General features: G+C 49.3%; 19 protein-coding genes and 1 riboswitch. Of the genes, 12 read left to right on the top strand and 7 right to left on the bottom strand.

The window, feature by feature from the left end; all coding sequences use genetic code 11:
- Window positions 1-230: 230 nt before the first annotated feature.
- From H6X83_RS09830 to H6X83_RS09810, 5 genes are all read left to right on the top strand, one after another.
- Entirely contained in the window at window positions 231-2,225 is a 1,995-nt protein-coding gene (locus tag H6X83_RS09830) for an elongation factor G (protein ID WP_246419181.1), read from the top strand.
- Window positions 2,226-2,554: 329 nt separating this feature from the next.
- Window positions 2,555-3,709: a spermidine/putrescine ABC transporter ATP-binding protein gene (potA, locus tag H6X83_RS09825; protein ID WP_212506311.1), complete on the top strand. Its 1,155-nt coding sequence runs from the start codon at window positions 2,555-2,557 to the stop codon at window positions 3,707-3,709.
- Window positions 3,706-4,521 (top strand): ABC transporter permease, encoded by an 816-nt coding sequence (locus tag H6X83_RS09820; RefSeq protein WP_212506310.1) that lies wholly within the window; start codon window positions 3,706-3,708, stop codon window positions 4,519-4,521. The genes potA and H6X83_RS09820 overlap by 4 nt, the downstream gene beginning before the upstream one ends.
- The gene (locus H6X83_RS09815) at window positions 4,518-5,348 is read left to right on the top strand and encodes an ABC transporter permease (protein ID WP_212506309.1); all 831 of its coding nucleotides are present in this window, start codon (window positions 4,518-4,520) and stop codon (window positions 5,346-5,348) included. Before H6X83_RS09820 ends, H6X83_RS09815 begins: the two co-directional genes overlap by 4 nt.
- Window positions 5,345-6,541, top strand: coding sequence for an ABC transporter substrate-binding protein (locus tag H6X83_RS09810; RefSeq protein ID WP_212506308.1), 1,197 nt, complete (start codon window positions 5,345-5,347; stop codon window positions 6,539-6,541). The genes H6X83_RS09815 and H6X83_RS09810 overlap by 4 nt, the downstream gene beginning before the upstream one ends.
- Before the next feature lie 411 nt (window positions 6,542-6,952).
- Here H6X83_RS09810 and H6X83_RS09805 read toward each other — a convergent pair whose 3' ends face one another.
- Complete coding sequence (locus tag H6X83_RS09805) at window positions 6,953-8,164, bottom strand: MFS transporter (RefSeq protein WP_212506307.1); 1,212 nt, start codon at window positions 8,162-8,164, stop codon at window positions 6,953-6,955.
- Between the two features lie 262 nt (window positions 8,165-8,426).
- Window positions 8,427-8,666, bottom strand: a complete 240-nt coding sequence (locus H6X83_RS09800; protein ID WP_212506306.1) for a hypothetical protein — start codon at window positions 8,664-8,666, stop codon at window positions 8,427-8,429.
- A gap of 111 nt (window positions 8,667-8,777) precedes the next feature.
- Between H6X83_RS09800 and H6X83_RS09795 the strand changes: the two genes are divergently transcribed.
- The 5 genes from H6X83_RS09795 to H6X83_RS09775 all read left to right on the top strand — a co-directional run bounded on the left by H6X83_RS09795 (window position 8,778) and on the right by H6X83_RS09775 (window position 13,839).
- Window positions 8,778-9,290 carry a superoxide dismutase family protein gene (locus H6X83_RS09795; RefSeq protein ID WP_212506305.1) on the top strand — a complete coding sequence of 171 codons (513 nt, stop codon included), beginning with the start codon at window positions 8,778-8,780 and terminating at the stop codon, window positions 9,288-9,290.
- A 59-nt stretch (window positions 9,291-9,349) separates the two neighbouring features.
- Window positions 9,350-9,450: riboswitch (TPP riboswitch) on the top strand.
- A gap of 106 nt (window positions 9,451-9,556) precedes the next feature.
- Window positions 9,557-10,858 carry a phosphomethylpyrimidine synthase ThiC gene (gene thiC / locus H6X83_RS09790; RefSeq protein ID WP_212506304.1) on the top strand — a complete coding sequence of 434 codons (1,302 nt, stop codon included), beginning with the start codon at window positions 9,557-9,559 and terminating at the stop codon, window positions 10,856-10,858.
- Between the two features lie 205 nt (window positions 10,859-11,063).
- Window positions 11,064-11,660: a helix-turn-helix domain-containing protein gene (locus tag H6X83_RS09785; RefSeq protein ID WP_212506303.1), complete on the top strand. Its 597-nt coding sequence runs from the start codon at window positions 11,064-11,066 to the stop codon at window positions 11,658-11,660.
- 279 nt (window positions 11,661-11,939) lie between these two features.
- Window positions 11,940-12,491 carry a helix-turn-helix domain-containing protein gene (locus tag H6X83_RS09780; RefSeq protein WP_212506302.1) on the top strand — a complete coding sequence of 184 codons (552 nt, stop codon included), beginning with the start codon at window positions 11,940-11,942 and terminating at the stop codon, window positions 12,489-12,491.
- Window positions 12,492-12,708: 217 nt separating this feature from the next.
- Entirely contained in the window at window positions 12,709-13,839 is a 1,131-nt protein-coding gene (locus H6X83_RS09775) for an iron-containing alcohol dehydrogenase (RefSeq protein ID WP_212506301.1), read from the top strand.
- 44 nt (window positions 13,840-13,883) lie between these two features.
- Here H6X83_RS09775 and H6X83_RS09770 read toward each other — a convergent pair whose 3' ends face one another.
- The 3 genes from H6X83_RS09770 to H6X83_RS09760 all read right to left on the bottom strand — a co-directional run bounded on the left by H6X83_RS09770 (window position 13,884) and on the right by H6X83_RS09760 (window position 17,473).
- Window positions 13,884-14,669 carry a TatD family hydrolase gene (locus H6X83_RS09770; protein WP_212506300.1) on the bottom strand — a complete coding sequence of 262 codons (786 nt, stop codon included), beginning with the start codon at window positions 14,667-14,669 and terminating at the stop codon, window positions 13,884-13,886.
- A gap of 351 nt (window positions 14,670-15,020) precedes the next feature.
- Window positions 15,021-16,973, bottom strand: coding sequence for a methionine--tRNA ligase (metG, locus tag H6X83_RS09765; RefSeq protein WP_212506299.1), 1,953 nt, complete (start codon window positions 16,971-16,973; stop codon window positions 15,021-15,023).
- Window positions 16,974-17,077: 104 nt separating this feature from the next.
- Window positions 17,078-17,473, bottom strand: coding sequence for a winged helix-turn-helix transcriptional regulator (locus H6X83_RS09760; protein ID WP_212506298.1), 396 nt, complete (start codon window positions 17,471-17,473; stop codon window positions 17,078-17,080).
- Window positions 17,474-17,632: 159 nt separating this feature from the next.
- Here H6X83_RS09760 and H6X83_RS09755 point away from each other — a divergent pair, with 159 nt between their 5' ends.
- On the top strand, window positions 17,633-18,019 hold the full coding sequence (locus tag H6X83_RS09755; protein ID WP_212506297.1) for a pyridoxamine 5'-phosphate oxidase family protein: 387 nt from the start codon (window positions 17,633-17,635) through the stop codon (window positions 18,017-18,019).
- 82 nt (window positions 18,020-18,101) lie between these two features.
- On the opposite strand, the gene H6X83_RS09750 is transcribed toward H6X83_RS09755, so the two are convergent.
- Both H6X83_RS09750 and cysK read right to left on the bottom strand, forming a co-directional pair.
- Window positions 18,102-19,436 (bottom strand): LCP family protein, encoded by a 1,335-nt coding sequence (locus H6X83_RS09750; protein WP_212506296.1) that lies wholly within the window; start codon window positions 19,434-19,436, stop codon window positions 18,102-18,104.
- A 376-nt stretch (window positions 19,437-19,812) separates the two neighbouring features.
- Entirely contained in the window at window positions 19,813-20,745 is a 933-nt protein-coding gene (gene cysK, locus H6X83_RS09745) for a cysteine synthase A (RefSeq protein ID WP_212506295.1), read from the bottom strand.
- Between the two features lie 390 nt (window positions 20,746-21,135).
- Here cysK and H6X83_RS09740 point away from each other — a divergent pair, with 390 nt between their 5' ends.
- Window positions 21,136-22,269: a trans-sulfuration enzyme family protein gene (locus H6X83_RS09740; protein ID WP_212506294.1), complete on the top strand. Its 1,134-nt coding sequence runs from the start codon at window positions 21,136-21,138 to the stop codon at window positions 22,267-22,269.
- Window positions 22,270-22,417: the final 148 nt, after the last annotated feature.

The raw sequence follows: 22,417 nt of genomic DNA, 5'->3' as shown, positions 1-22,417 counted from the left end.
TTGCCTTTTCACGACAGTTTTTGGTTGCACAAAGCCAGCTAAAAACATTGCTGTCCAGTTCAACGCTATCCTTTTGTTTACAACTCTTTTTCTTTCTTCATAATTTCCCCCTGGAGCCGCTGTTCTGTGCAGAACAGCGGCTCTTTGTGTATTTTACGGGTGGAAGTGCGTTTTTGTGGTATTGTGGTATACTGAAAATAAGAATCAAATGAGAAATGAGGAACAGAACGATGGCAGAGATACCGGCAATGACTTCTGTGGGCATTCTGGCGCATGTGGATGCAGGCAAAACCACACTTTCTGAACAGATGCTGTATCAGTCCGGTGCACTGCGTAAAGCCGGGCGCGTTGACCGGCAGGAAGCATTTATGGATTATTCGGATATTGAACGGCAGCGGGGCATTACGGTGTTTGCAGATCAGGCTGCTTTTACAGTGGGGGACAGACGCTTTACTCTGCTGGACACTCCCGGCCATGTGGATTTTTCGGGAGAAATGGAGCGCTGCCTCAGTGTGCTGGACTGTGCAGTTCTGGTAGTCAGCAGCGTGGAGGGGATACAAGGACACACACGCACACTTTGGCGGCTCTTGCGGGAGCAGCAGGTTCCAACCATGCTGTTTCTCAACAAAATTGACCGAACCGGTGCCAGGCCAAAGGAAATTGTTCAGGAGTTTTGCAAAGAACTTACCGCACCATGTGTGGATTTTACAGGTGGTTTGCATCAGGATGGCACCATGGAAGAATCACTTGCGGAAGCGGCGGCAAATTTTGATGACACGCTGTTGGAAACCTATTTGGAAAAGGGATACATACCGGAGCTTTGGCTTGCAAACGTGCAAAAACTGTTCAGCAGCCGCAAATTGGTTCCGGTGTTCACCGGTGCCGCACTTTCCGGTGAGGGAGTAGATTCGCTGCTCTGCGGCCTTTCTCTGCTGACACAGCTGCCGCAGGGAAAAGCGGACGAGCCGTTTCAGGCAAAAGCTTATAAAGTCCGTCATGACAATGGCGGCCGAATTGTTTTTCTGCGGGTACAGTCCGGCGAACTGCATCCCAAAGATTTGCTGAGAGTTCCGGGGGAAGAGCAAACGGAAGAAAAATGCAATGAACTGCGCATTTATCAGGGCGGCCGTTACACGCTTGCGCCGAAAGTCGGGCCGGGAGAGTTCTGTGCGGTGACCGGTGTGAAGAATCTGAATCCCGGTGACACCGCCGGAGAAGGTGCCAAACGCGGCGGCGCTTTTTCTTTGCAGCCCATGCTTTCCGCGCGGGTGCTGTTTGACAGCGCCGTTCCGGCAAAAACAGTGCTCGCCTGCTTTCGAGAACTGGAGGATGAAGAACCGCTGCTGCACGTTCGGTGGAATGAACCGCTGCAGGAACTGGAAGTGCAGGTAATGGGCAAAGTACAGCTGGAGGTGCTGACACAGTTGGTGCAGGAGCGTTATCATTTGGCGGTCACTTTCGGCAAATGTTCCATTTTGTACCGTGAAACGATTGCCGCGCCGGTGGTGGGGTGCGGGCATTTTGAACCGCTGCGCCATTACGCGGAAGTTCATTTGCTGCTGCAGCCCGGCGCCCCCGGCAGCGGAATTACCTTCAGCAGCCGCTGCCCGCAGGATGTTTTGGCGGGAAACTGGCAGAACTTAATTGGCACACACGTGCTGGAAAAAGAACACCGCGGTGTGCTGACGGGTGCTCCTTTAACGGATGTGCGGGTCATCTTGCTTTCCGGCAGGGCGCACCTGAAGCACACGGAGGGCGGTGACTTCCGCGAGGCGACCTACCGGGCCATTCGGCAGGGACTTATGCAGGCACAGTCCGTATTGCTGGAGCCATGGTATGCTTTCACGGCGGAGGTGGACTTCGCCCTTTCCGGTAGAGTGATTTCAGATATTCAGCGGATGCACGGTACCTGTGAGCCGCCGGAGGAAACAAACGGTCATGCGCTGCTGCGTGGTTTTGCACCGGTTTCGGAGCTGATGAGTTATCCTGCGGAATTGACTGCATTTACAAAAGGGCAGGGCAGCATTTCACTTTCGTTCTGTGGTTACAAACCATGCCACAATGCACAGCAGGTGGTGGAGCAGGCAGCGTATGAGCCGGAACGGGATGTGGAAAACACACCCGATTCTGTGTTTTGTTCGCACGGCGCGGGCTACCCGGTCAAATGGCGGGAAGCATCCGCACACATGCATCTGCCAGTGGAATCCGCAACATCACAACACTGAAATGCGGACAGAGGAAACAGGAGAATCGAGGAGGAAAACAGAGTAAATCTGAACTTTTTTAACAGCATTTTAAGAATACTACAGAAATTTGACGTTTTTTTCAAAAAATCATTGACAGAATGAAGTATACACATTATTATATCAGTTGTTGCGTTTGCATCTAACGAAAACTTGGCGCTGTTTTGCTGCCGCAGAACCTCAGGCCCAAATGTCTGATATCGACTGCGAAAAATCCTTTGCGGGGCGCAGCAAAGACACAGTACCGGGGGTAGCGTTTAACCATGCCTGGCTCAACGTAACTAAATTACCGCAAAGGGGATGCATCTCTATTGGAAAAAGAACCAATTATTTCGCTCAAAGACATCGCTGTTTCGTTTGACGGCGAGCCGGTGCTCCAGAACTTTAACCTGAACATTCGTGACGGCGAGTTCGTTACACTTCTGGGGCCATCCGGCTGCGGCAAAACCACCACACTGCGCATTATCGGTGGCTTTGTCACGCCAGACACAGGCGATGTCTTTTTTAACGGAAAAAAGATCAACGACACACCGGCCTACAAGCGCGAGGTCAACACGATCTTTCAGAAGTACGCGCTGTTTCCGCACCTGAATGTTTACGATAACGTTGCGTTCGGAATGCGCATTCACAAAAAATCCGAAAAGGAGATTCGGACAGCAGTAAAAGGCATGCTGGAAATGGTAAATCTGCGCGGCTTTGAGCACCGCAGCGTGGAGCGCCTTTCCGGCGGGCAGCAGCAGCGTGTTGCCATTGCGCGCGCGCTGGTGAATGACCCGAAGGTGCTGCTGCTGGATGAACCTTTGGGTGCACTGGACATGAAGCTGCGTAAGGATATGCAGGTGGAACTGAAAAAAATTCAGCAGCAGACCGGCATTACCTTCCTGTTTGTCACGCATGACCAGGAAGAAGCACTTTCCATGAGTGATACCGTTGTGGTAATGGACGGCGGCTGTATTCAGCAGATCGGCACGCCGCAGGATATTTACAACGAGCCGAAAAATGCCTTCGTGGCAGACTTTATCGGCGAATCCAACATCATAGACGGTATGATGCATGAAGACTTTCTGGCGGAATTTGCAGGGTGCAAATTCCGCTGTGTGGACAAGGGCTTCCGCAAGGATGAGCCGGTCGACGTGGTTATCCGTCCGGAGGATATTGACGTTGTGGCACCGGAAAAAAGCCCGCTGCACGGCGAAGTAACCAACGTAACGTTCAAGGGTGTACACAACGAAATTATTGTGGATGTCAAAGGCTTTAAGTGGATGATTCAGTCCATCCACTACACCGGTGTGGGTGAGCACATTGGGTTGGAAATTGAGCCGGATGATATCCACATCATGCACAAGTCCAGCTACTCCGGTTCCTTCGGCGATTACAGCACCTTCAGTGATGAAATGGAGGAGGATATTCTGATTTCCGAAGAAGCAGAAGAGGCAGAAGAAGCACAGCAGGAGGCAGCCGAATGAAAGCAAAAAAAGCGCTGTTTCCCTACCTGATTTGGATGATTATTTTTACAGTTGTGCCTATGCTCATGGTGCTGTACTTTGCCTTTACGGACAAAAAAGGCGGCTTCACGCTGGAAAACATCCAGCAGGTGGGGCAGTACAGCAATGTGTTTCTGCGCTCCATCTGGCAGGGTGCCTTGGCTACAGTCATCTGCCTGCTGCTCAGCTACCCGCTGGCGTACAGCATTGCACATATGAAGTTCAAAACGCAGAATGTCATGGTCATGCTGGTCATGCTGCCCATGTGGATGAACTTCCTGCTGCGGACTTATTCCTGGATGACTCTGCTGGAGGACAACGGAATTATTAACAACCTGCTCGTTTCCATTGGCCTGCCGCGGGTGCACATGATTAACACCGCGGGCGCAGTGGTACTGGGCATGATTTATAACTACATTCCCTATATGATTTTGCCGCTTTACACGGTTCTTACCAAAATCGATAATTCCATTTTGGAAGCGGCGCAGGACCTTGGTGCGGGGCGTGTGCAGGTTTTTTGCAAGGTGACGCTGCCCATGAGTATGCCGGGCATGATTTCCGGCATCACGATGGTGTTTGTTCCAGCGGTCAGCACTTTCATCATCAGTAAGATGCTGGGCGGCGGGGGAAATCTGCTGATTGGCGACGTGGTGGAAATGCAGTTCCTTGGCTCCGCATACAACCCGAATCTTGGTTCCGCTATTTCACTGGTACTCATGGTGCTGATTATGATTTGCATGGGCATTATGAACCAGTTTGACGATGGCGAGGAGAAAGGGGCGATGATGATATGAAAACCGTTTCCAGAATTTATATGGCGCTGATTTTTCTGTTTTTGTATGCGCCGATTTTCGTCCTCATCCTGTTTAGCTTTAATGATTCCAGCACCATGAGCCGCTCCGTTTTCTCCGGCTTTTCTATGCGCTGGTACCAGAAGCTTTTTTCTGACCGGCTGATTATGGAGGCACTGCGCAATACGCTGATTATCGCCGTGGTTGCCGCAGTGGTTTCCACCCTGCTCGGCACCATCGGCGCTATCGGTATTAACAGCTTGAAAGGCAAGTGGAGCCGCCGTATGGCGATGAACGTGACGAACCTGCCCATGGTCAACCCGGAAATCGTGACCGGCGTTTCCATGATGCTGCTGTTTGTGATTGCGATGCGTATGATGGGTGCAAGCCTTGGCATGGGAAGCCTGATTATTGCGCACATTACGTTCTGCCTGCCGTATGTGATTATGTCCGTGCGGCCAAAGCTGCTGCAGATGGACGCGCACCTGTACGAAGCCGCGCAGGACTTGGGCTGCACCCCATTTCAGGCATTTTTTAAAGTTGTGCTGCCGCAGATTTTGCCCGGTATCATTACCGGTTCCATTATGGCGTTTACGCTTTCTATTGATGACTTTGTTATCAGTTACTTTACCAGCGGTACTACGCAGACGCTGCCGATTTATATTTACTCCATGACCAGAAAGCGGATCAGCCCGGAAATCAACGCGCTTTCCACAGTACTGTTTGCAGTGATTCTGGTACTGCTGTTCATTGTGAATGTGCGGCAGTCCGGTACTTCCGCAAAGGCGGCACGTCTGCAGGCAGAAGCAGAGGAGGCGGAAGCAGCATGAAAAAATTTTTTGCGGTTGTTTTGGCAGTGCTCGCGGTTGGAAGCACGGTACTGCCCGCGTTTGCTTCCTCCGGCAGTACACAGAAAGCCGCCGACACCGGTGTGACCATCAACGTTTACAACTGGGGCGAGTATATCAGCAACGGCACAGACGGCACCATGGATGTCAACGCGGAATTTACTAAGCGCACGGGCATTCATGTAAATTATACGACCTTTGACACCAACGAGTCCCTGTACTCCAAGTTGGCGGGCGGCGGTGCGGAATATGATGTGATTGTTCCCTCCGATTACATGGTGAGCAAGCTGGCACAGGAAGGTATGCTGGAAAAGCTGGACTTTAAAAATATCCCGAATTTCAAGTATATCGACAAGCAGTACCGCAACCCGAAGTATGACGAAAAGAATGAATATTCGGTACCATACACATGGGGCGTTGTTGGCATCTTTTATAATAAAAAATATGTCAAAGAGGAAGAAACCAAGTCCTGGGACATTCTGTGGGACAAAAAGTATGCCGGAAAAATCCTGATGTTTGACAACCCGCGTGACGCTTTCGGCATTGCGCAGAAACGACTGGGCTATTCCTACAACACCACGGACGTAAACGAGTGGGAAGCAGCCGCGACGCTGCTCAAGGAGCAAAAGCCGCTGGTGCAGGCGTATGTCATGGACCAGATCTTTGATAAGATGGATTCCGGCGAAGCGTGGATTGCTCCCTACTACGCGGGTGACGCGGCAACACTGGTGGATAAGAATCCGAATATTGGCTTTACGATTCCCACAAAGCAGGGGACTAACTTCTTTGTGGATGCACTGTGTATTCCCAAGGGAAGTAAGAACAAAGCCGCCGCGGAAGCGTACATCAACTTCCTGTGTGACCCGAAGATTTCTGCTGCCAATCTTTCTTATATCGGTTACTCTACACCGGAAACAGAAGCGAAAAAGCTGCTGCCCAAGGAAGTGACGGACAACCCGATTTACTATCCGCCGCAGGAGATTCTGGATAAATCAGAGGTCTTTGTAAACCTGCCGAACTCTACCAGCACTCTGCTGGATAGTTTGTGGGCAGAGGTAAAGATGGGCGGCGCTGGGGATACTCTGACGCTGATTGTAGTGCTGTGTGCCTTCTTGGTGGTCTATATCGTGATTGTGGCGGTTAAGAAGCATAAGCGAAGACAAGAAATGGAATAAAGAAAAGCTGCAGTGGGTTTCACAGGAAACTCGCTGCAGCTTTTTTGCGCGTAATCTTTTACGAAAAGTTTCGCCCACCATTTCAAGGGCGCCGGGGTTTGGGGCAGCGCCCCAAGGTTTTGCTTTTGGTCCTTGCCCTTAGTATCCTCAGAGGAGCTAGAAGGGTTTGGGGGCCTGCGATAGAGGCCCCAAGGTCTTGACCTTTGCTTAGAACTTATCAGAAACTACAAATATTGTTTCAAGCAATTCCTTGCGGCGTGGCTTCGCCGTCGCAGGGAACGCTGCTGGTTCTCCCTTTTGATGCTAAGAGCTTTACGGTCAAAAGATAAGGCCGTGGGCTTCGCCCACACCTACCGCCTTTGAAAAGGCGGTCGAAACTTTTCATGTAAGGGCGGCGAAAAAATAATGCTTTTAAAGCACTCGCTTTTTGGCGCGTTTTCGGTACAGCATGCCGCAAAACGGAGCGCAAACCAGCAGCAGCGCACCCATTAAGCCGATGGCAGTGGCAGGGGTGCCGGCGGCTGTGGAAACCGCGCCGCTCAGCGGACTTGCGGCAATCATCAGCAGGCTGTACAGCATACTGACAACGGAAACCAGTGTGGCCCGCTGATCACTTGGAAAGGTGTCATTCAGCGCAGCCTCTGAAACAGTATCCAGCATGCCGTCGAACAAAGCGGCAAATGCAGTGCCTGCAATGGAAAGAGGAATCAGGCCGACAGCTGCGCAGAGTGTGCCGGCACCGGCGCAGACGGCACAAAGCATGGCAAGCGCGAAGCAGGAGTGCTTTCGTGCGGCACGCGGTGCAAGGGCAACGCCTGCGGAGCCAATTAAGTCGATCAGCAGCAGCGGGATGCCGATTGCACCTGCGGGCAGGCCGATTGCCGGCAGATAGTCCTGTAGAAGCATTAATGTAATGTAATTTGCTGTGGAAACTCCTGCAGTAGAAAGCATAATACAGGCGGCACGGGGATTTTTCCGCAGAAATGAGAAACTCTGTTTAAAATGTACCGCAAGCCGGTGCGGCAGTTGGGAAAGCGGCTCGTGGCTGCGGTTTTTCTGCACTTCTGTTACAAGCGGTTCCGTCATGACGGAAGCGACAATGCTGGATGCCACACCGAGCGCGGCGGAAAGCAGATAGCATGCCTGCCAGCCCACAGTAACGGCCCACATGCTGCTTAAACCGGAAATTGCGAAAATGACCCGGTAAATCACATTCTGCCGGGAGCTGACGCTTATGTAGCGGTCTGCCTGATTTACCATCAGCAGGCTGTCATAAGTCAGCGCTTGCTCGGTGCCGGACATAAGGTTATAGCTGAGTGCATTGACAATCATGGAAAGCAGTACGCCGGTGAAATTGTCAATTCCCAACATAAAAGCACAGCCGGCGGCAATCATAATTCCACTGCAGACAAGCGTGCGCTTGCGGCCCAGCAGGTCAGCAAACATACCGCTGGGAACTTCACACAGAAAGCTGACAAGGTGAAACACGCCCTCCGCAATGCCGACCTGCGCCAAGCTGAACCCACGCTGAATCAGCAGGAAAACCCAGATGGCGTCCGTTACACGGAAAGCGGTTATAAGTTGAAAAAGATATAATTTCAGAAGTTGACTTCGAATATGCATAATTTTGCATCTCCTTTTTATTTGTTCAGCAATCGAATAAAAAGGGAAATGCACCCGCGCACAAAAAAGGACCGCGGCAAAACGCCGCGGCCCGCAAAAATTGCAGAACCGGTTTGTTTACCGCAAAAAGGGTACACTATCCCTGTTTGCAGCAAAATCCGGTCCAAACTGAAGCAGTTTTACCAGTGTTGCACAAATCATGTGTGTACCCTCCTTTCGGCAAATTTTTTATATTATATCATGAAACGTATTTGAACGCAAGTTAAAAATCATGATCTTCTTTTTTTTCTTTCTGCAGGCCATTGGGAATTTTGTTTTCCGGCTTGGGAATCGTATAAATGTCGGTAAATGATTCCGCTTCTGCTTCAGACACAGGGGGAGCCATGATCAGTCCGGTACATTCCTGCGTGGAAACAACATTGTCCACGTCATTCAGGTAGTCATCGGTGTAGCCCAAAAGGTCTTTATCCTGCTGCTGTGCTTTTTTTGCTTTCTGCTTCATTGTCTCATCTCCTTTGCAGAGTTAGTTTGTCCGCAGTGCGGAAAAGTAGGCGTGCAAAATATTGCCTGCCGAATATAATTTCGCTGCATATTCTGTAAAGAGGTGATAATCATGTTTCCATATATCGGAAAATATAAAGCATTTACAGATTTAATTGATCATAGCGAGCCTGTTGCAAGGGCGCAGATACGCGGTACTGGAAATTATCGTCCGATACACGGTGTACTGCGGCTTTATGATGCGCCGGGCGGCACAGTAGTGACCGCAGAAGTTTTTCGTTTGCCAGCGGAAAAAAAGCCGTGTGCTGCTAATATTTTTGCACTGCATATTCACAGCGGCAGCAGTTGCACGGGTACAGAGGAAGACCCTCTGAAAAACACCGAAGGTCATTTTAATCCGGAGGACTGCCCACATCCGGCACACGCCGGTGACTTGCCGCCGCTGTTCGCTTCACGTGACGGCTACGCATGCATGGCGGTATTTACAGACCGTTTTAAGCCCAAAGATGTGATTCGGCGTACAGTCGTGATTCACAAAAACCCGGATGATTTTACCACACAGCCTGCGGGGAATGCAGGGGAGAAAATTGCCTGCGGTGAAATCTATCTGGCAAAGAGAACTTGACAAAAAATGATGTCTGTGCAATACTAATAACGGTTAAAAAATACGGCGAATGCCGTCATATGGCTTTGCAGGGGTGCTCGACTGAGCTGAGAGAGCGGTAACGCTTGACCCTTTGAACCTGTCAGTTAATACTGTCGTAGGAAGCAAATCGTACTTGAATGAATTTTTGAAGCACAGTTGCCGCTTACGCGCAGCTGTGCTTTTTTGCACGGAGTTTTGCGGTGAGCATAGCCAAAAGCATTCCCCAAAAGAAAGGGTTATGAGCAATGGAATTTCATACACAGATAGAGGCAGCCAGAAAAGGAATCTTTACACCGCAGATGCAGAATGTTGCACAGGAGGAGCACATTGCCCCGGAAATATTGATGCAGCGTGTGGCGGCGGGCACCATAGTAATTCCGGCAAACCGGAATCATAAAAATCTGCGGGCATGCGGTGTGGGGCAGGGCCTGCGCACGAAAATCAACGTGAACCTTGGTATTAGCGGCGACTGCCGGGATTATATGTGCGAATTGGAAAAAGCGAAACTTGCCTTAAAATATGATGCGGAAGCCATTATGGACTTGTCCAATTACGGCAAAACGAATACATTTCGCAAGCAGCTGCTGGAACTTTCCCCTGCCATGATTGGTACAGTGCCGATGTATGACGCGGTTGGTTATTTGGAGAAGGATCTGCGTGACATTAAGGCAAAGGATTTTTTGGAGGTTGTGCGTGCGCACGCGGCAGAAGGCGTGGATTTTGTCACGATTCATGCGGGCATTAACCGTAAATCAATTGACAGCTTTGAGCGCAGCGGCCGCAGAATGAATATTGTTTCCCGCGGCGGTTCGCTGATTTATGCTTGGATGAAAATGACCGGGAATGAAAACCCGTTCTTTGAGTATTTTGACGATTTGATGGACATCCTTTACGAACAGGATGTTACCATTTCGCTTGGAGATGCCATGCGGCCGGGCTGCAACGATGATGCAACAGATGCCGCTCAGGTCAGCGAACTGGTGGAACTTGGCCTTTTAACAGAGCGTGCATGGAAGCACAACGTGCAGGTTATGATTGAAGGTCCCGGACATATGACACTGAATGAGATTGCACCGAATATGCTTTTGGAAAAGCGGCTGTGCCACAATGCACCATTTTATGTGCTTGGGCCTCTTGTAACCGATATTGCGCCCGGCTATGACCACATTACTTCGGCGATCGGCGGTGCGGTGGCTGCTGCGGCAGGCGCGGATTTTCTGTGCTACGTGACGCCAGCGGAACATTTGCGGCTGCCCAGTATTCCTGATGTAAAAGAGGGGATTATCGCAGCGAAAATTGCTGCACACGCCGGTGACCTTGCCAAAGGTTTGCCGGGAGCGCGGGAATGGGACAACCGCATGAGCGATGCGCGCCAGAAGCTGGATTGGGACGCCATGTTTGACCAGGCGTTGGACCGCGAAAAGGCAGAAGAGTATTTTAAAAGCACAAATCCAACGGACAAACATACCTGTACCATGTGCGGGAAAATGTGCGCGGTGCGAAACATGAACAGGATTATGAACGGAGAAAATGTTTTACTAAAATAATTTCTCACTTTTAAGGCCAAAATGCATTTGATGCATTTTGGTCCTTTTGGTTTAAGGAAATCTGTATTTGATGAAAAAGCAAACTATATTTCTGTTTACCATAATTATGAAAAAAATTACAAAATTTGTTGACAACCCTCGAATCACCGAGTATCATGGAATCGATTCCGTAATTTAAGTTTAAAGTTAAAGGAGGTGGACGCCTTTGAATGCGAATGCAGCCATTGGCGCCAAAGTCAAAGAGCTTCGTACCCAGAAAAAATACACATTAAAGCAGCTAAGTGAGGCCTGTGGTTTGTCAATTGGGTTCCTTTCTCAGTTTGAGCGGGGAATTTCTTCGATTGCATTAGACTCACTGGAAAAGCTGGCGAATGTGCTTGAGGTGCCGCTTTCTGTTTTGTTTGAAGAAAGCAGAGGTCCGGTTACCAAGGATCCGGTTATACATCGAATTGACCTGCAGCCAAGCAAAGTCAGTGCGCAGATTTATCAGTATTTGCTGAAGAAACCGGATACGGAATTTGCAATGCTCCCGCGTATCTTTGCTTTAATGCCTTTGGAAGATGACAAGGAATTGCCGGAAATGTATGCACATGATGGGGAAGAATTTGTATACATACTGGAGGGTGTTGTCACATTTTTTCTGGAGGACGGACAGTATGTGCTGTATCCCGGTGACAGTATCCATATCCATTCCTACCAGCGCCACAACTGGATGAACCGCACGACCCGGGTGGCAAAAATTCTAACAGTCAATACACCAAATCCACTGCAGTCGAACGCGGCGGAAAAAGGCATCAGTTGAGTACGTTTTGCTTTGTAAAAGTTCCCACGCACTGAAAAATGCTGCGCGGGGACTTTCTTTTTTGCTTTGATTATGAAAGTTTTCAGTGTAAATGATTCATAAATAAAAGTAAGCAATGAAAGTTACGGGGAAAACAAAGCTTTTGAAAAGTTTACTTGTGTGTTGCTGGACGCTTTAGAAATTTTGTGTTATAATCACGGGTGAAAACGCGAAATGTATTTTATACTGCACGTACAGCAGAGAAAAGAATGCAGTGTCTGGTACCTGGAGGAATGCACAGTGGATTACCTGAATAAAAATGTTGCACAGAATTTACGCAGCCTGCGCAAAAGCAAGCAGATGAGCTTGGATGATGTTGCACATGAAACTGGGCTGAGCAAAAGCATGTTGGGCCAGATTGAACGCGGTGAAGCAAATCCAACACTTGGTACGATTGAGAAAATCGTTAGTGGCATGCGGGTGACTTTTTTGGATTTGATTGGTGCACCGAAAGATTCCAGCTGCATCATCAGGGGAAACAGCCTGACTCCGATTAAAGAAGAACCGCAGGTGTACAGCAGCAAAGTTTATTTTCCCTATGAGCAAGGACGCAATTTTGAAATTTATGACATTACAGTGGAACCGGGCAAAACCTATCGCTGTGCATCTCACGGCGAACACACAATGGAGTATCTGCTGGTAGTTTCAGGGGAACTGCTGCTTGAGGTTAGAGAGGAAACCTACTGTCTAAGTGCGGGGGATGCCATTCGTTTTAATACGGATTGTTCACACGCCTGCCACTGTAAAGGAACAAAACAGTTGCACTTGTTTTCTGTGTTCCAATGGACTTGATGCCACAGGATACAAAATATTCTGTCTGGCGGTTACAGCCAAAAGACAATATATTGTCTTTTTTACACTTTGCAAATTTAAAAATAAGTAACAATGCTTAAAAAGCAAGATGGAACAAAGGCGTTCCGACGGGTAAACTGTCGGAACGCCTTTGTTTGATGCATATGAATTTTTTGAATAGATGAGATTCAAATCCATGTAAAAGGAGCAGAAAGCAATGAAGTTTCAGTATTATCTTCCAGTCAATCTGGTTTTCGGTCGGGGTACTTGCGAACAAATCGGTGTGCAGTCAGCAAAGTGCGGGAAAAAGGCATTGATTGTAACCGGGCGGCACAGCACCAAAGTGTCAGGATTGTTGGGTCGTGCAGTTAAATCGCTGCAGGCGGCCGGTGTGGAGACGGTGGTATTTGACGAAGTGGAGCGCAATCCGCTGACTACAACGGTCGCCGCCGGTGCAGCACTTGCAAATCAGGAAAACTGTGATGTTGTGGTTGCACTGGGCGGCGGCAGCATCATGGATGCAGCCAAAGGAATCGCATTTATGGCCTGCAATGATGGTGATATCAACGACTACATTTTTGCGCGAAAAACCTCAGAAAAAGCGCTGCCGTTAGTCTTAGTGCCTACCACCTGTGGGACCGGCAGTGAGGGGAACGGTTTTGCGGTGCTTTCCAATCCGGAAACAAAGGATAAAAAATCACTGCGCGGGTCAATGATTGTTGCGAAAGCTTCTATTATTGACCCGGAACTGATGACAACTATGCCGAAAAAAGTGCTTGCCTCTGTTGGCTTTGATGCGTTGTGCCACAACATGGAGGCATATATTTCTGGACTCTCTCAGCCGCTGACAGATATGATAGCACTCGAGGGAATGGCGCTGATTGGCGAGAACCTGCCAAAGGTATATCAAAATCCGGCAGACATGGACGCATGGGAAGCGCTGACATGGGGCAGCACACTGGGCGGTATGGTGATTAATACAGCTGGTGTGGCGGGGCCGCATGGTATGGAGCATCCGGCAAGCGGACTGAAAAATATTGTTCATGGGTGCGGGCTGGCGGCTTTAACGCCGGTTATCTACCGTCATTCGATTTCTGGCGCACCGGAAAAATTTGCAGAAATTTCCCGCAGACTGGGCGGAAAAAATGAACTAGATTGCGTTGCGCGTATTGAAGCACTGCTGGATGAGATTAATTTGCATATTACGCTCGGTGAACAGGAAATTACAGAAAAAGATATTCCATGGATGACAGAAAATTGCCTAAAAGTTTCCGCCGCAAGTATGCAGAATCATCCGGTACATTTTACTAAGGACGAAATTGCAGAATTATATCTGGAAGCAATCTAATATTTACGGGGCACACATTTTATAGTAATAAATCAGTTCTGTAACTAAACTGAAACTCCGAAAAGTGCCTGTGCGTTCCGGCATCCGGCGTCCAAAACTTCCTGTGCAGTGATGCAGCGTGCGGTAGCAATCACTTCTGCCGAGTACGGAATCAGTGAAGAGTCACAGCGGGTACCACGGCAGGGAACAGGGGCCATATAGGGGCAGTCGGTTTCGTTCAACAGCCGGTCGAGCGGGACCGCTGCTGCCACGCGCAGCGGCGTTTTGACGTTTTTAAAGGTGACTGCGCCGCCGAGACCGATATACATCCCCAGCGCAAGCACCTCCCGCATCATTTCCACGCTGCCGGAAAAGCAGTGTACAACGCCGCGCGGACGATACTTTTGCAGGAGTTCCAGCGTATCGGCGTGTGCTTCGCGGTCATGAATAATTACCGGCAGATCATAGCGGGCGGCAAGTTCCAGCTGTGCGGCAAAGGCAGATTTCTGTACTTCCCGCGGCGGGTTTTCCGCAAAGTGGTAGTCTAGTCCAATTTCACCGACAGCAACGATTTTGTTCTTTTCTTTTACATGCAGCATGGCTTCCAACTCCGGAAGCCATGCATCCATAGAATCACCAATTTCCTCCGGATGGATGCCGACTGCCGCATGGATATAGGAGTATTTCAATGCGAGTTCAACTGCTTTTTGGCAGCCCGATAGGTTTGCACCACAGTCAATCACATGGCAAATGCCTTTCTGCGGCAGTTGGGCCAGCACGGTTTCACGGTCTGCGTCAAAGGCTTCGTCGTCATAATGTGCGTGACTGTCGAAAATATTTGTATAAGACATAATTCCCTCCTAAAGCAATGTTTTAAATACTCGAAAAATTCACCCAAAAGTTAAAACCTTGGGAACTTCCCTTGCAGACTTTCAAATCCGTGAGCGCTTCTGGAAAATATTAAGTTCAAGTGCAAGGTCGCGGTGGACTTTACCCCACATCTTCCAGAGGCGGACGCCCTTTTGTCTACTGCTGCTTCATGGACATTTTCCCTGTCAGGCGAATCACTCTTAGTCGCTTTCTAAGAATACCTCTTCGGGGCACGCGAGCGATGGAAAGTAATTTCTTGATAATTATAAACATTATTCTAACGATAAAAACAGGACTGCTGATGTGCGGCAGTCCTGTTTTGTGTTTAAAACTTACCGAATTTTACTGCCAGCGGGTACATCATTCAGGAAAACGACCTTTACATCGTTTTCACCGGCATCTGCTGCCAGAATCATACCCTGACTTTCCACGCCGCAGAGTTTTGCGGGTTTCAGGTTGGCAACCACCACAACCGTTTTGCCAATCAAGTCTTCGGGCGTGTACCACTGGGCAATACCGCTGCAAACCGTGCGCGGCTCGCCGGTGCCATCATCCAGTGTCAGTTGGAGCAGCTTTTTGGCGCGCTTGATTTTTTCGCAGTTCATAATTTTTGCGGCGCGCAGCTCTACTTTTGCAAAGTCTTCAATGCCGATTTGTGCAACACCGGCAAGTTCTTTTTTTACTTTGCTTTCTTCTGCTTTTCCTGCATTGGGACTTGGAATCAGCTTGTTGAGCTCTTCAATTTCTTTTTCCACATCAATGCGGGGGAACAGCGTTTCGCCCTTTGTTACGGTGCAGTTGGCCGGGAAACGACCAAAATGTTTTGCACTTTCATAGGTGCAGTTCGCCACTGAAAGGCCAAGCTGTTCCTGAATCTTCAGCGTAGTGTTCGGCATAAATGGGGTCAGCAGGATGGAAACGATGCGCAGTGCTTCGCACAGGTGGTCCATAACCGCAGCGAGCCGCGCTTTTTTAGTTTCATCCTTGCCAAGTGCCCACGGCGCTGTTTCGTCGATATACTTGTTGGTGCGGGAAATGAAGCGCCAGATTTCCTCCAGTGCCTTGCTGAACTGGTAGCCGTCAATGGCTTTGTCACATTTGGCGCGCAGTTCACTGCCCATTGCTTCCAGTTCGCCGTCCGGGTCAGCACTTTCCTGCTCCTGCGGGATGGTGCCGCCAAAGTATTTCTGTACCATGGCGGTTGTGCGGGAAAGCAGATTGCCCAAGTCATTTGCAAGGTCAGAGTTGATGCGGTTAATCAGTGCTTCGTTGGTGAACAGACCGTCACTGCCAAAGGGAATTTCACGCAGCAGGAAATAGCGGATTGCATCTACGCCGTAACGGTCGCAGAGAATGTAAGGATCAACCACATTGCCTTTGCTCTTGCTCATCTTAGTGCCGTCGCCAAACAGCAGCCAACCGTGGCCGTAAACCTGCTTTGGCAGCGGCAAATCCAGCGCCATCAGCATGGCAGGCCAAATAACGGTGTGGAAACGCACAATTTCCTTGCCGACAAAGTGAACGTCAGCAGGCCAGTATTTTTTAAAGTCGCTGTCGTCATCGCTGCCGTAGCCCAGTGCGGTAATGTAGTTCGGCAGCGCGTCCATCCAAACATAAACCGTGTGTTTGGGGTCAAAATCAACCGGGATACCCCACTTAACGCTGGTGCGGGAAACGCACAGATCCTGCAGCCCCTGATTAATAAAGCCAATCATTTCGTTTTTACGGCTTTCCGGCTGGATGAAGTTCGGCTGGTCTTTGTAGAGCTGCAGCAGACGGTCGGCATACTTGGAAAGCTTGAAGAAGTAGGCTTCTTCCTCCGCCCACTTGACCTCGCGGCCACAGTCGGGACACTTGCCGTCTTTCAGCTGTGTTTCCGTCCAGAAGGATTCGCAGTCCGTGCAGTACCAGCCCTCGTACTTGCCTTTATAGATTTCACCTTTGTCAAACAGCTCTCTGAAAATTTTCTGAATGCCTTTTACATGAAATTCATCCGTTGTGCGAATGAAACGGTCATTGGAAACGTCAAGCAGCTTCCACAGGTCCTTAAAGACCTTTGTTGTGCCATCTACATATTCTTTTGGTGTAATGCCAACTGCAGCGGCTTTCTGCTCGATTTTCTGGCCATGCTCGTCCGTGCCGGTCAGGAACATGACATCACAGCCCTGCATTCGCTTGTACCGGGCAATGGCATCGCTGGCCACAGTGGTGTAGCTGTGGCCAATGTGCGGTTTCCCGGAAGGATAGTAGATGGGCGTTGTGATGTAAAATGTCTTTTTCTCCATGTTTCTGCCTCCGCTTTTTTGAACAGATTATTCCACTATTATACACGATAACTGCAGGAATTACAATTCCATACGACAGATATGCAAAATACCGAAGTGGTTTACTAGATTTCATGAGTTTCGTTGGGAGTATAATTGCATTTTCGGCACTGCATTGTAGCAAGTGTACAGTCCTCCTGATAAAATGCGCCGGACCATTTGCAGATATTCTGCAGAATCGGTACCACTGACAGCCCCTTTGTAGTAAGGCTGTACTCTACATGGGGCGGAATCTCATCAAAGGAATGCCGCTGCACGATTTTGTCTGCTATCAGTTCTTTCAATGTAGAAGCAAGCACAGCATCTGTAATATTAATCATTTCAGCACGCAGGTTGCTGTAACGCAGTGTTCCTTTGTGGGCGAGTACACAGATAATCCTGCTTTTCCATTTGCCGCCGAATATTTTCAGACCGTATTCGAGTGGACAGCGTATGTCGTTTCCTAATTTTGGCTGATACACGGTGTCACCTCCCTGATTACTGTAGTATATAAATTGAAAAATAGCAAGTTACTATGAAAAATATGAGTAACTTATTAATTTGCAAACGACTTTCCAAGCTGTGGCAGGGCTTTTATAATAGGAGACGTCCAATGCATAAATCAAAAGGAGGAAACAAAAATGGACAAAAACGTTAGAAAAGTGCTGAATGAGCAGGTTTGGTATCTGGCAACTTATGATAAAGAACCCAATGCAGTGCCGGTTGCATTTAAAACAGTGCTGGAGGATGGTACGTTGGCTGTTGGAGATGTGTTCATGGAAACAACGTTGAGAAATATCCAGGCAAACCGCAAAATCGCTGTCTCTGTATGCAATGCTTCCACAATGGAGGGCTACCAAATCAAGGGAACAGCACAGTATGTGACGTCCGGAGAAACTGTGAAGATGTTCAAGCAGCAGGTCGAAACCCTGTTTCAAGGAAAGACAACGGCAAAGGGTGTGCTGATTATTACACCGGAGCGTGTGATTGTGACCACACCGGGGCCGGAAAACAAAAAAGAACTGTAAGTTGTAATCATGAAAAGGCATCGTGTACCATACGGTTAAAAAACCGTTTGATACACGATGCCTTTTGTCGAAGGTTTCATTCTCAGCTGTGCGAGCTGTCCTCAAAAACAAACTGTCGCAGCAGGGTGCAGTTCTTTTCCATATCGGCAACCTCTACCCAACCTGCGTCATCAAACGTTTTGCCGTCAAAGGTGCCGTCAGCCGGAATCTGCTGCGTCTTTTGCTGGAAAATCACTGCCGGTGCGTTAAACATTACTGTAGCGGAAAGCTCCGGTGCGCTGATGTTTGTCCACATCAGCGGCAGAATCTTGTTCAGCAGGCCGCTCAATTTGATGGGGCCGGAGGCTGCCATCTTTTTGAGCAGCTGACCGATTACCTCGCGCTGGCGCTGTGCGCGGCCGTAGTCATTGCCGTAGTTGCGGATACGGGTGTAATAAAGTGCTTCGGTTCCTTTTAATGTATATTTGCCGGGGGTATAGTGTGTGCCAAGATTTGCATTGAACTCTTTGCACAGCCCCTCATTCAGGGTAACGTTAATGCCGCCGACGTCGCTGATAATTGTGGCAAAAGAATTGAAGTCCACTGCCATATATTTATCTATCTTGATGCGATAGTTGTTTTCCAGCGTCTGCATCGTCATAGCGGGGCCGCCGTAGGCAAAGGCGGCATTCAACTTCTGCCTGCCATGATTCGGAATTTCTGCATAGGTATCACGCAGGAAAGACGTCATTTTCAGTTTCAGGTGCAAACGGTCAATTGAAAGCAAAATGATGGAGTCACTGCGCCGAGTGCTGTTGTCGTCCTGATCCATGCCAATCAGCAGAATGTTGGTAACCCACGGGCTGGACTTAATGTCCCAAGTGGGTGCATGCTGTGGTGTACGCACATAGGTGCTTTGGCTCACTGTGTTGTGCGAACGGTCCATGCCGCTGAAAAGTGCAGTCAGCCAGATAAAGATGAGCAGCAGAATTGCCAGCAGGATACACAAAATGTTACGTAGAATGTGACGCTTACCGGGACGCCTGCGGCGTAAAATGCCCGCACCGCCGCCGTGCGCAGGGGATGGTTCCACTGCGCGGCGGCGGTCAACCATAGAGGCGCGGTCATCCGGGTCAAAGCCGTCATGATAGCGTACCTGCGCTTCCCGCTGCTTTCTGGACGGCATTGCATGCTGCGCCGCGCTTTGCCGTGTCTGTGCGTTCCGCCGCCGATTGCTGTAGGAGGAGATGTCCACCATGGGGTTCGGCTCATGATGACGGGGGGCAGAGCGCGAGTAAACATCCCGGCTGCCATTGACCGCATTGTTCTGCGGATAGGCATTCCGCTGCGGGCGGTGCGGCTGTCCCTGCGGTGTCCTGCCGGAGGGTGCGGAGGTGGCAGGCCGGCGGTTGTGGTTGTTCTGTGGAGTGTTTGCCATATTTGAATCCCTCATTTTCTTCACGATATCTCATTCATTGTACCGGCCGGTGTGTTATATGTCAAGTTATGTAAACTTTCTGTAACCGGCTGGAAAGCTGGTTGACATTCGGCACGGCAATACTATAATTGTATAAGATAGAAAACTAATTTGCAATCGGAATTGCACGGAAAGGGATTGAATATGCAGGAAAAGAAACGAAAGTTAATGATTCGGGTTGTTGCCCTGCTTTGTGCTGTACTGATGGCGGGCAGCGCTTTAGTGGCGGCTTTTTCCATGAGATAATCAAAAAGTCCCGGTGCCTTTTGCAGGCACCGGGACTTTTTCCTATGTGTAACAACAGGAATGGAGTACGGTTATATATTTGGGCAGCGTGTTAGTCCTGAAACAGTGCGGTGGAAAGGTAGCGGTCGCCGGTGTCCGGCAGCAGGGCTACGATAGTTTTACCGGCATTTTCAGGGCGCTTTGCCAGCTCAGTTGCAGCCCAGATTGCCGCGCCGGAAGAGATACCGACCAACAGACCCTCTGTTTTGGCAAGCTCGCGGCCAATGACAAATGCGGGTTCATTGTCTACAGGAATAATTTCATCGTAAATCTTGGTGTCCAGCGTATCCGGAACAAAGCCTGCGCCAATGCCCTGAATCTTATGCGGACCGGCGTGCCCCTGACTCAAAACCGGAGAAGTGGCAGGCTCTACAGCGATGACTTTTACATTCGGATTCTGCTCTTTCAGGTAAGCACCTGTGCCGGAAAGTGTGCCGCCTGTGCCGACACCGGCAATAAAGAAATCAACTTTGCCGTCGGTGTCTTCCCAGATTTCTGGGCCGGTGGTTGCTTTATGTGCAGCCGGGTTTGCGGGGTTGGTGAACTGGCCGGGAATAAAGGAATTGGGTGTTTCCTTGGCGAGTTCGTCTGCCTTGGCAATAGCGCCCTTCATGCCTGCTGCGCCGTCTGTCAGCACCAACTCGGCACCGTAGGCTTTCAGCAGGTTGCGGCGCTCAACGCTCATGGTTTCCGGCATGGTCAGAATAATGCGGTAGCCGCGGGCGGCTGCAACGCTTGCAAGACCAATGCCGGTGTTGCCGCTGGTCGGTTCAATGATAACGGAACCGGGCTTGAGCAAACCTTTTTTCTCGCCGTCATCAATCATGGCAAGCGCAATGCGGTCCTTTACGCTGCCAGCGGGGTTAAAATACTCCAGTTTTGCAACAATCTTAGCCTTCAGGTCGTGTTTCTTTTCATAGTTAGTCAGTTCCAGAAGCGGGGTTTTGCCAATAAGTTCGGTTAAGCTCTTATGAATGTTTGCCATGATATGTCCCTCCGTTAGTTAATTTGATTTGTTAATATTTTGTACTTATTCATATATGATTGGTATGGTATAAAGTATATGCCCATTGCTCTGGAATGTCAACTGATTTTTGAAAAAATATTATTTTAATTATCAATTTAGTAATATATACGGAATTGCGATATGTTTAGAGACGGATTTTACGCAGTTTGTCAGGTGAGCGTTTACTCTATAATAGACGTTTTTGATATACAAATCCTGTGCGGCAGGGAATAACTACACAGCCCCAAAAAACTTTACTGCATTAAGGCAGTACGTAAGTGTTTTGTATTGACAGATTGCGCAAAAGGGAGTATCCTAACAGATACAATACATATATAACTTGTAAGGTATAAATAGGAGGAACCCGTTATGGAACTGCAGACGCTTTGTGTACACGGCGGCATCAACGAAAATGACCCAACTGGTGCGGTGGAAATGCCAATTTACCAGACCGCTATGTTTCGGCATCACGACATTGGCGAAGGCGGCTATGACTATTCCCGTCAGCAGAACCCGACCCGTGAAAAGCTGGAACAGCTGATGGCGAAGCTGGAGCATGGCCGCGAAGCCATTGCTTTTTCTTCCGGCATGGCGGCAATTACCTGCCTGATGGAACTGTTTCAGCCCGGCGACCACCTTCTCGCTACGGATGACCTGTACGGCGGCAGCATCCGGCTTTTCCGCGGAGTAGGGGAAAAAAACGGACTTTCTTTTGATTTTTTAGATACTTCCGACTTAGGAATGTTAGCTGCCAAAATTCGTCCAGAAACGAAGGCGGTTTTCATTGAAACACCGACAAACCCCATGATGCAGGTGACCGACCTGCGCGGTGCTGCAAAGATTTGCAGGGAGCATAATCTGCTGCTGTTTGTGGACAACACATTTTTAACGCCCTATCTGCAAAACCCACTGGATCTTGGCGCAGATGTGGTGATTCACAGCGGTACCAAATTTCTTTCCGGTCACAATGACACGCTTGCGGGCTTTTTGGTGGCAAACGACCCGAAAATCATGGAACGTCTACGCTATTTTTACATGAGTACCGGCGCCTGTTTGGCACCGTTTGACAGCTGGCTTCTGCTGCGCGGTATCAAAACACTGGGGATACGTATGGAACGGCAGCAGCAGAATGCACTGGCGCTGGCACAGTGGCTGAAAAGGCAGTCGTGGGTAAGCCGCGTGCTGTACGTCGGTCTGCCGGAGCACCCCGGTTATGCCGTGAATGCCGACCAAAGCCGCGGAGCCGGTGCAATGATTTCTTTTGAAGTGGACAGCAGCACAACCGCACTGCGCTTACTGCGGAATGTGCAGTTGATCCTGTTTGCGGAAAGCCTAGGCGGGACCGAAACACTGCTGACTTACCCCATGACACAGACACACGCCGACCTGCCAAAAGAGGAACGGGAGGCGCGCGGCATCAATGACCGTCTGCTGCGCATTTCTGTAGGTCTTGAGGACGTAAATGACCTTGAAAATGACCTTTTGCAGGCAGAAAAGGCGTAAAGCAAATAACATTTGAACTGAAAGTATTATTACTTTACAAACGGAAACAACTTGCAGAAAAATGTTAAAAACTGTTGAAATTAGGCGAAAAATCGTTTGCTTTAGTGAAACAAAGAATCTACAAATTTGTAAAGTGATAAACCAGTAC

Source organism: Caproicibacterium amylolyticum, assembly GCF_014467055.1.
Taxonomy (GTDB): Bacteria; Bacillota; Clostridia; order Oscillospirales; family Acutalibacteraceae; genus Caproicibacterium; species Caproicibacterium amylolyticum.
The sequence above is the reverse complement of the archived record's forward strand: the minus strand, read 5'-3'. Positions and strand labels throughout refer to the sequence as shown.

Coding starts and splice junctions, on each gene's coding strand:
- H6X83_RS09830 (WP_246419181.1), top strand. CDS start 231: ATGGCAGAGATACCGGCAATGACTTCTGTGGGCATTCTGGCGCATGTG.
- H6X83_RS09820 (WP_212506310.1), top strand. CDS start 3,706: ATGAAAGCAAAAAAAGCGCTGTTTCCCTACCTGATTTGGATGATTATT.
- H6X83_RS09815 (WP_212506309.1), top strand. CDS start 4,518: ATGAAAACCGTTTCCAGAATTTATATGGCGCTGATTTTTCTGTTTTTG.
- H6X83_RS09810 (WP_212506308.1), top strand. CDS start 5,345: ATGAAAAAATTTTTTGCGGTTGTTTTGGCAGTGCTCGCGGTTGGAAGC.
- H6X83_RS09805 (WP_212506307.1), bottom strand. CDS start 8,164: ATGCATATTCGAAGTCAACTTCTGAAATTATATCTTTTTCAACTTATA.
- H6X83_RS09800 (WP_212506306.1), bottom strand. CDS start 8,666: ATGAAGCAGAAAGCAAAAAAAGCACAGCAGCAGGATAAAGACCTTTTG.
- H6X83_RS09795 (WP_212506305.1), top strand. CDS start 8,778: ATGTTTCCATATATCGGAAAATATAAAGCATTTACAGATTTAATTGAT.
- thiC (WP_212506304.1), top strand. CDS start 9,557: ATGGAATTTCATACACAGATAGAGGCAGCCAGAAAAGGAATCTTTACA.
- H6X83_RS09775 (WP_212506301.1), top strand. CDS start 12,709: ATGAAGTTTCAGTATTATCTTCCAGTCAATCTGGTTTTCGGTCGGGGT.
- H6X83_RS09770 (WP_212506300.1), bottom strand. CDS start 14,669: ATGTCTTATACAAATATTTTCGACAGTCACGCACATTATGACGACGAA.
- metG (WP_212506299.1), bottom strand. CDS start 16,973: ATGGAGAAAAAGACATTTTACATCACAACGCCCATCTACTATCCTTCC.
- H6X83_RS09755 (WP_212506297.1), top strand. CDS start 17,633: ATGGACAAAAACGTTAGAAAAGTGCTGAATGAGCAGGTTTGGTATCTG.
- H6X83_RS09750 (WP_212506296.1), bottom strand. CDS start 19,436: ATGGCAAACACTCCACAGAACAACCACAACCGCCGGCCTGCCACCTCC.
- cysK (WP_212506295.1), bottom strand. CDS start 20,745: ATGGCAAACATTCATAAGAGCTTAACCGAACTTATTGGCAAAACCCCG.
- H6X83_RS09740 (WP_212506294.1), top strand. CDS start 21,136: ATGGAACTGCAGACGCTTTGTGTACACGGCGGCATCAACGAAAATGAC.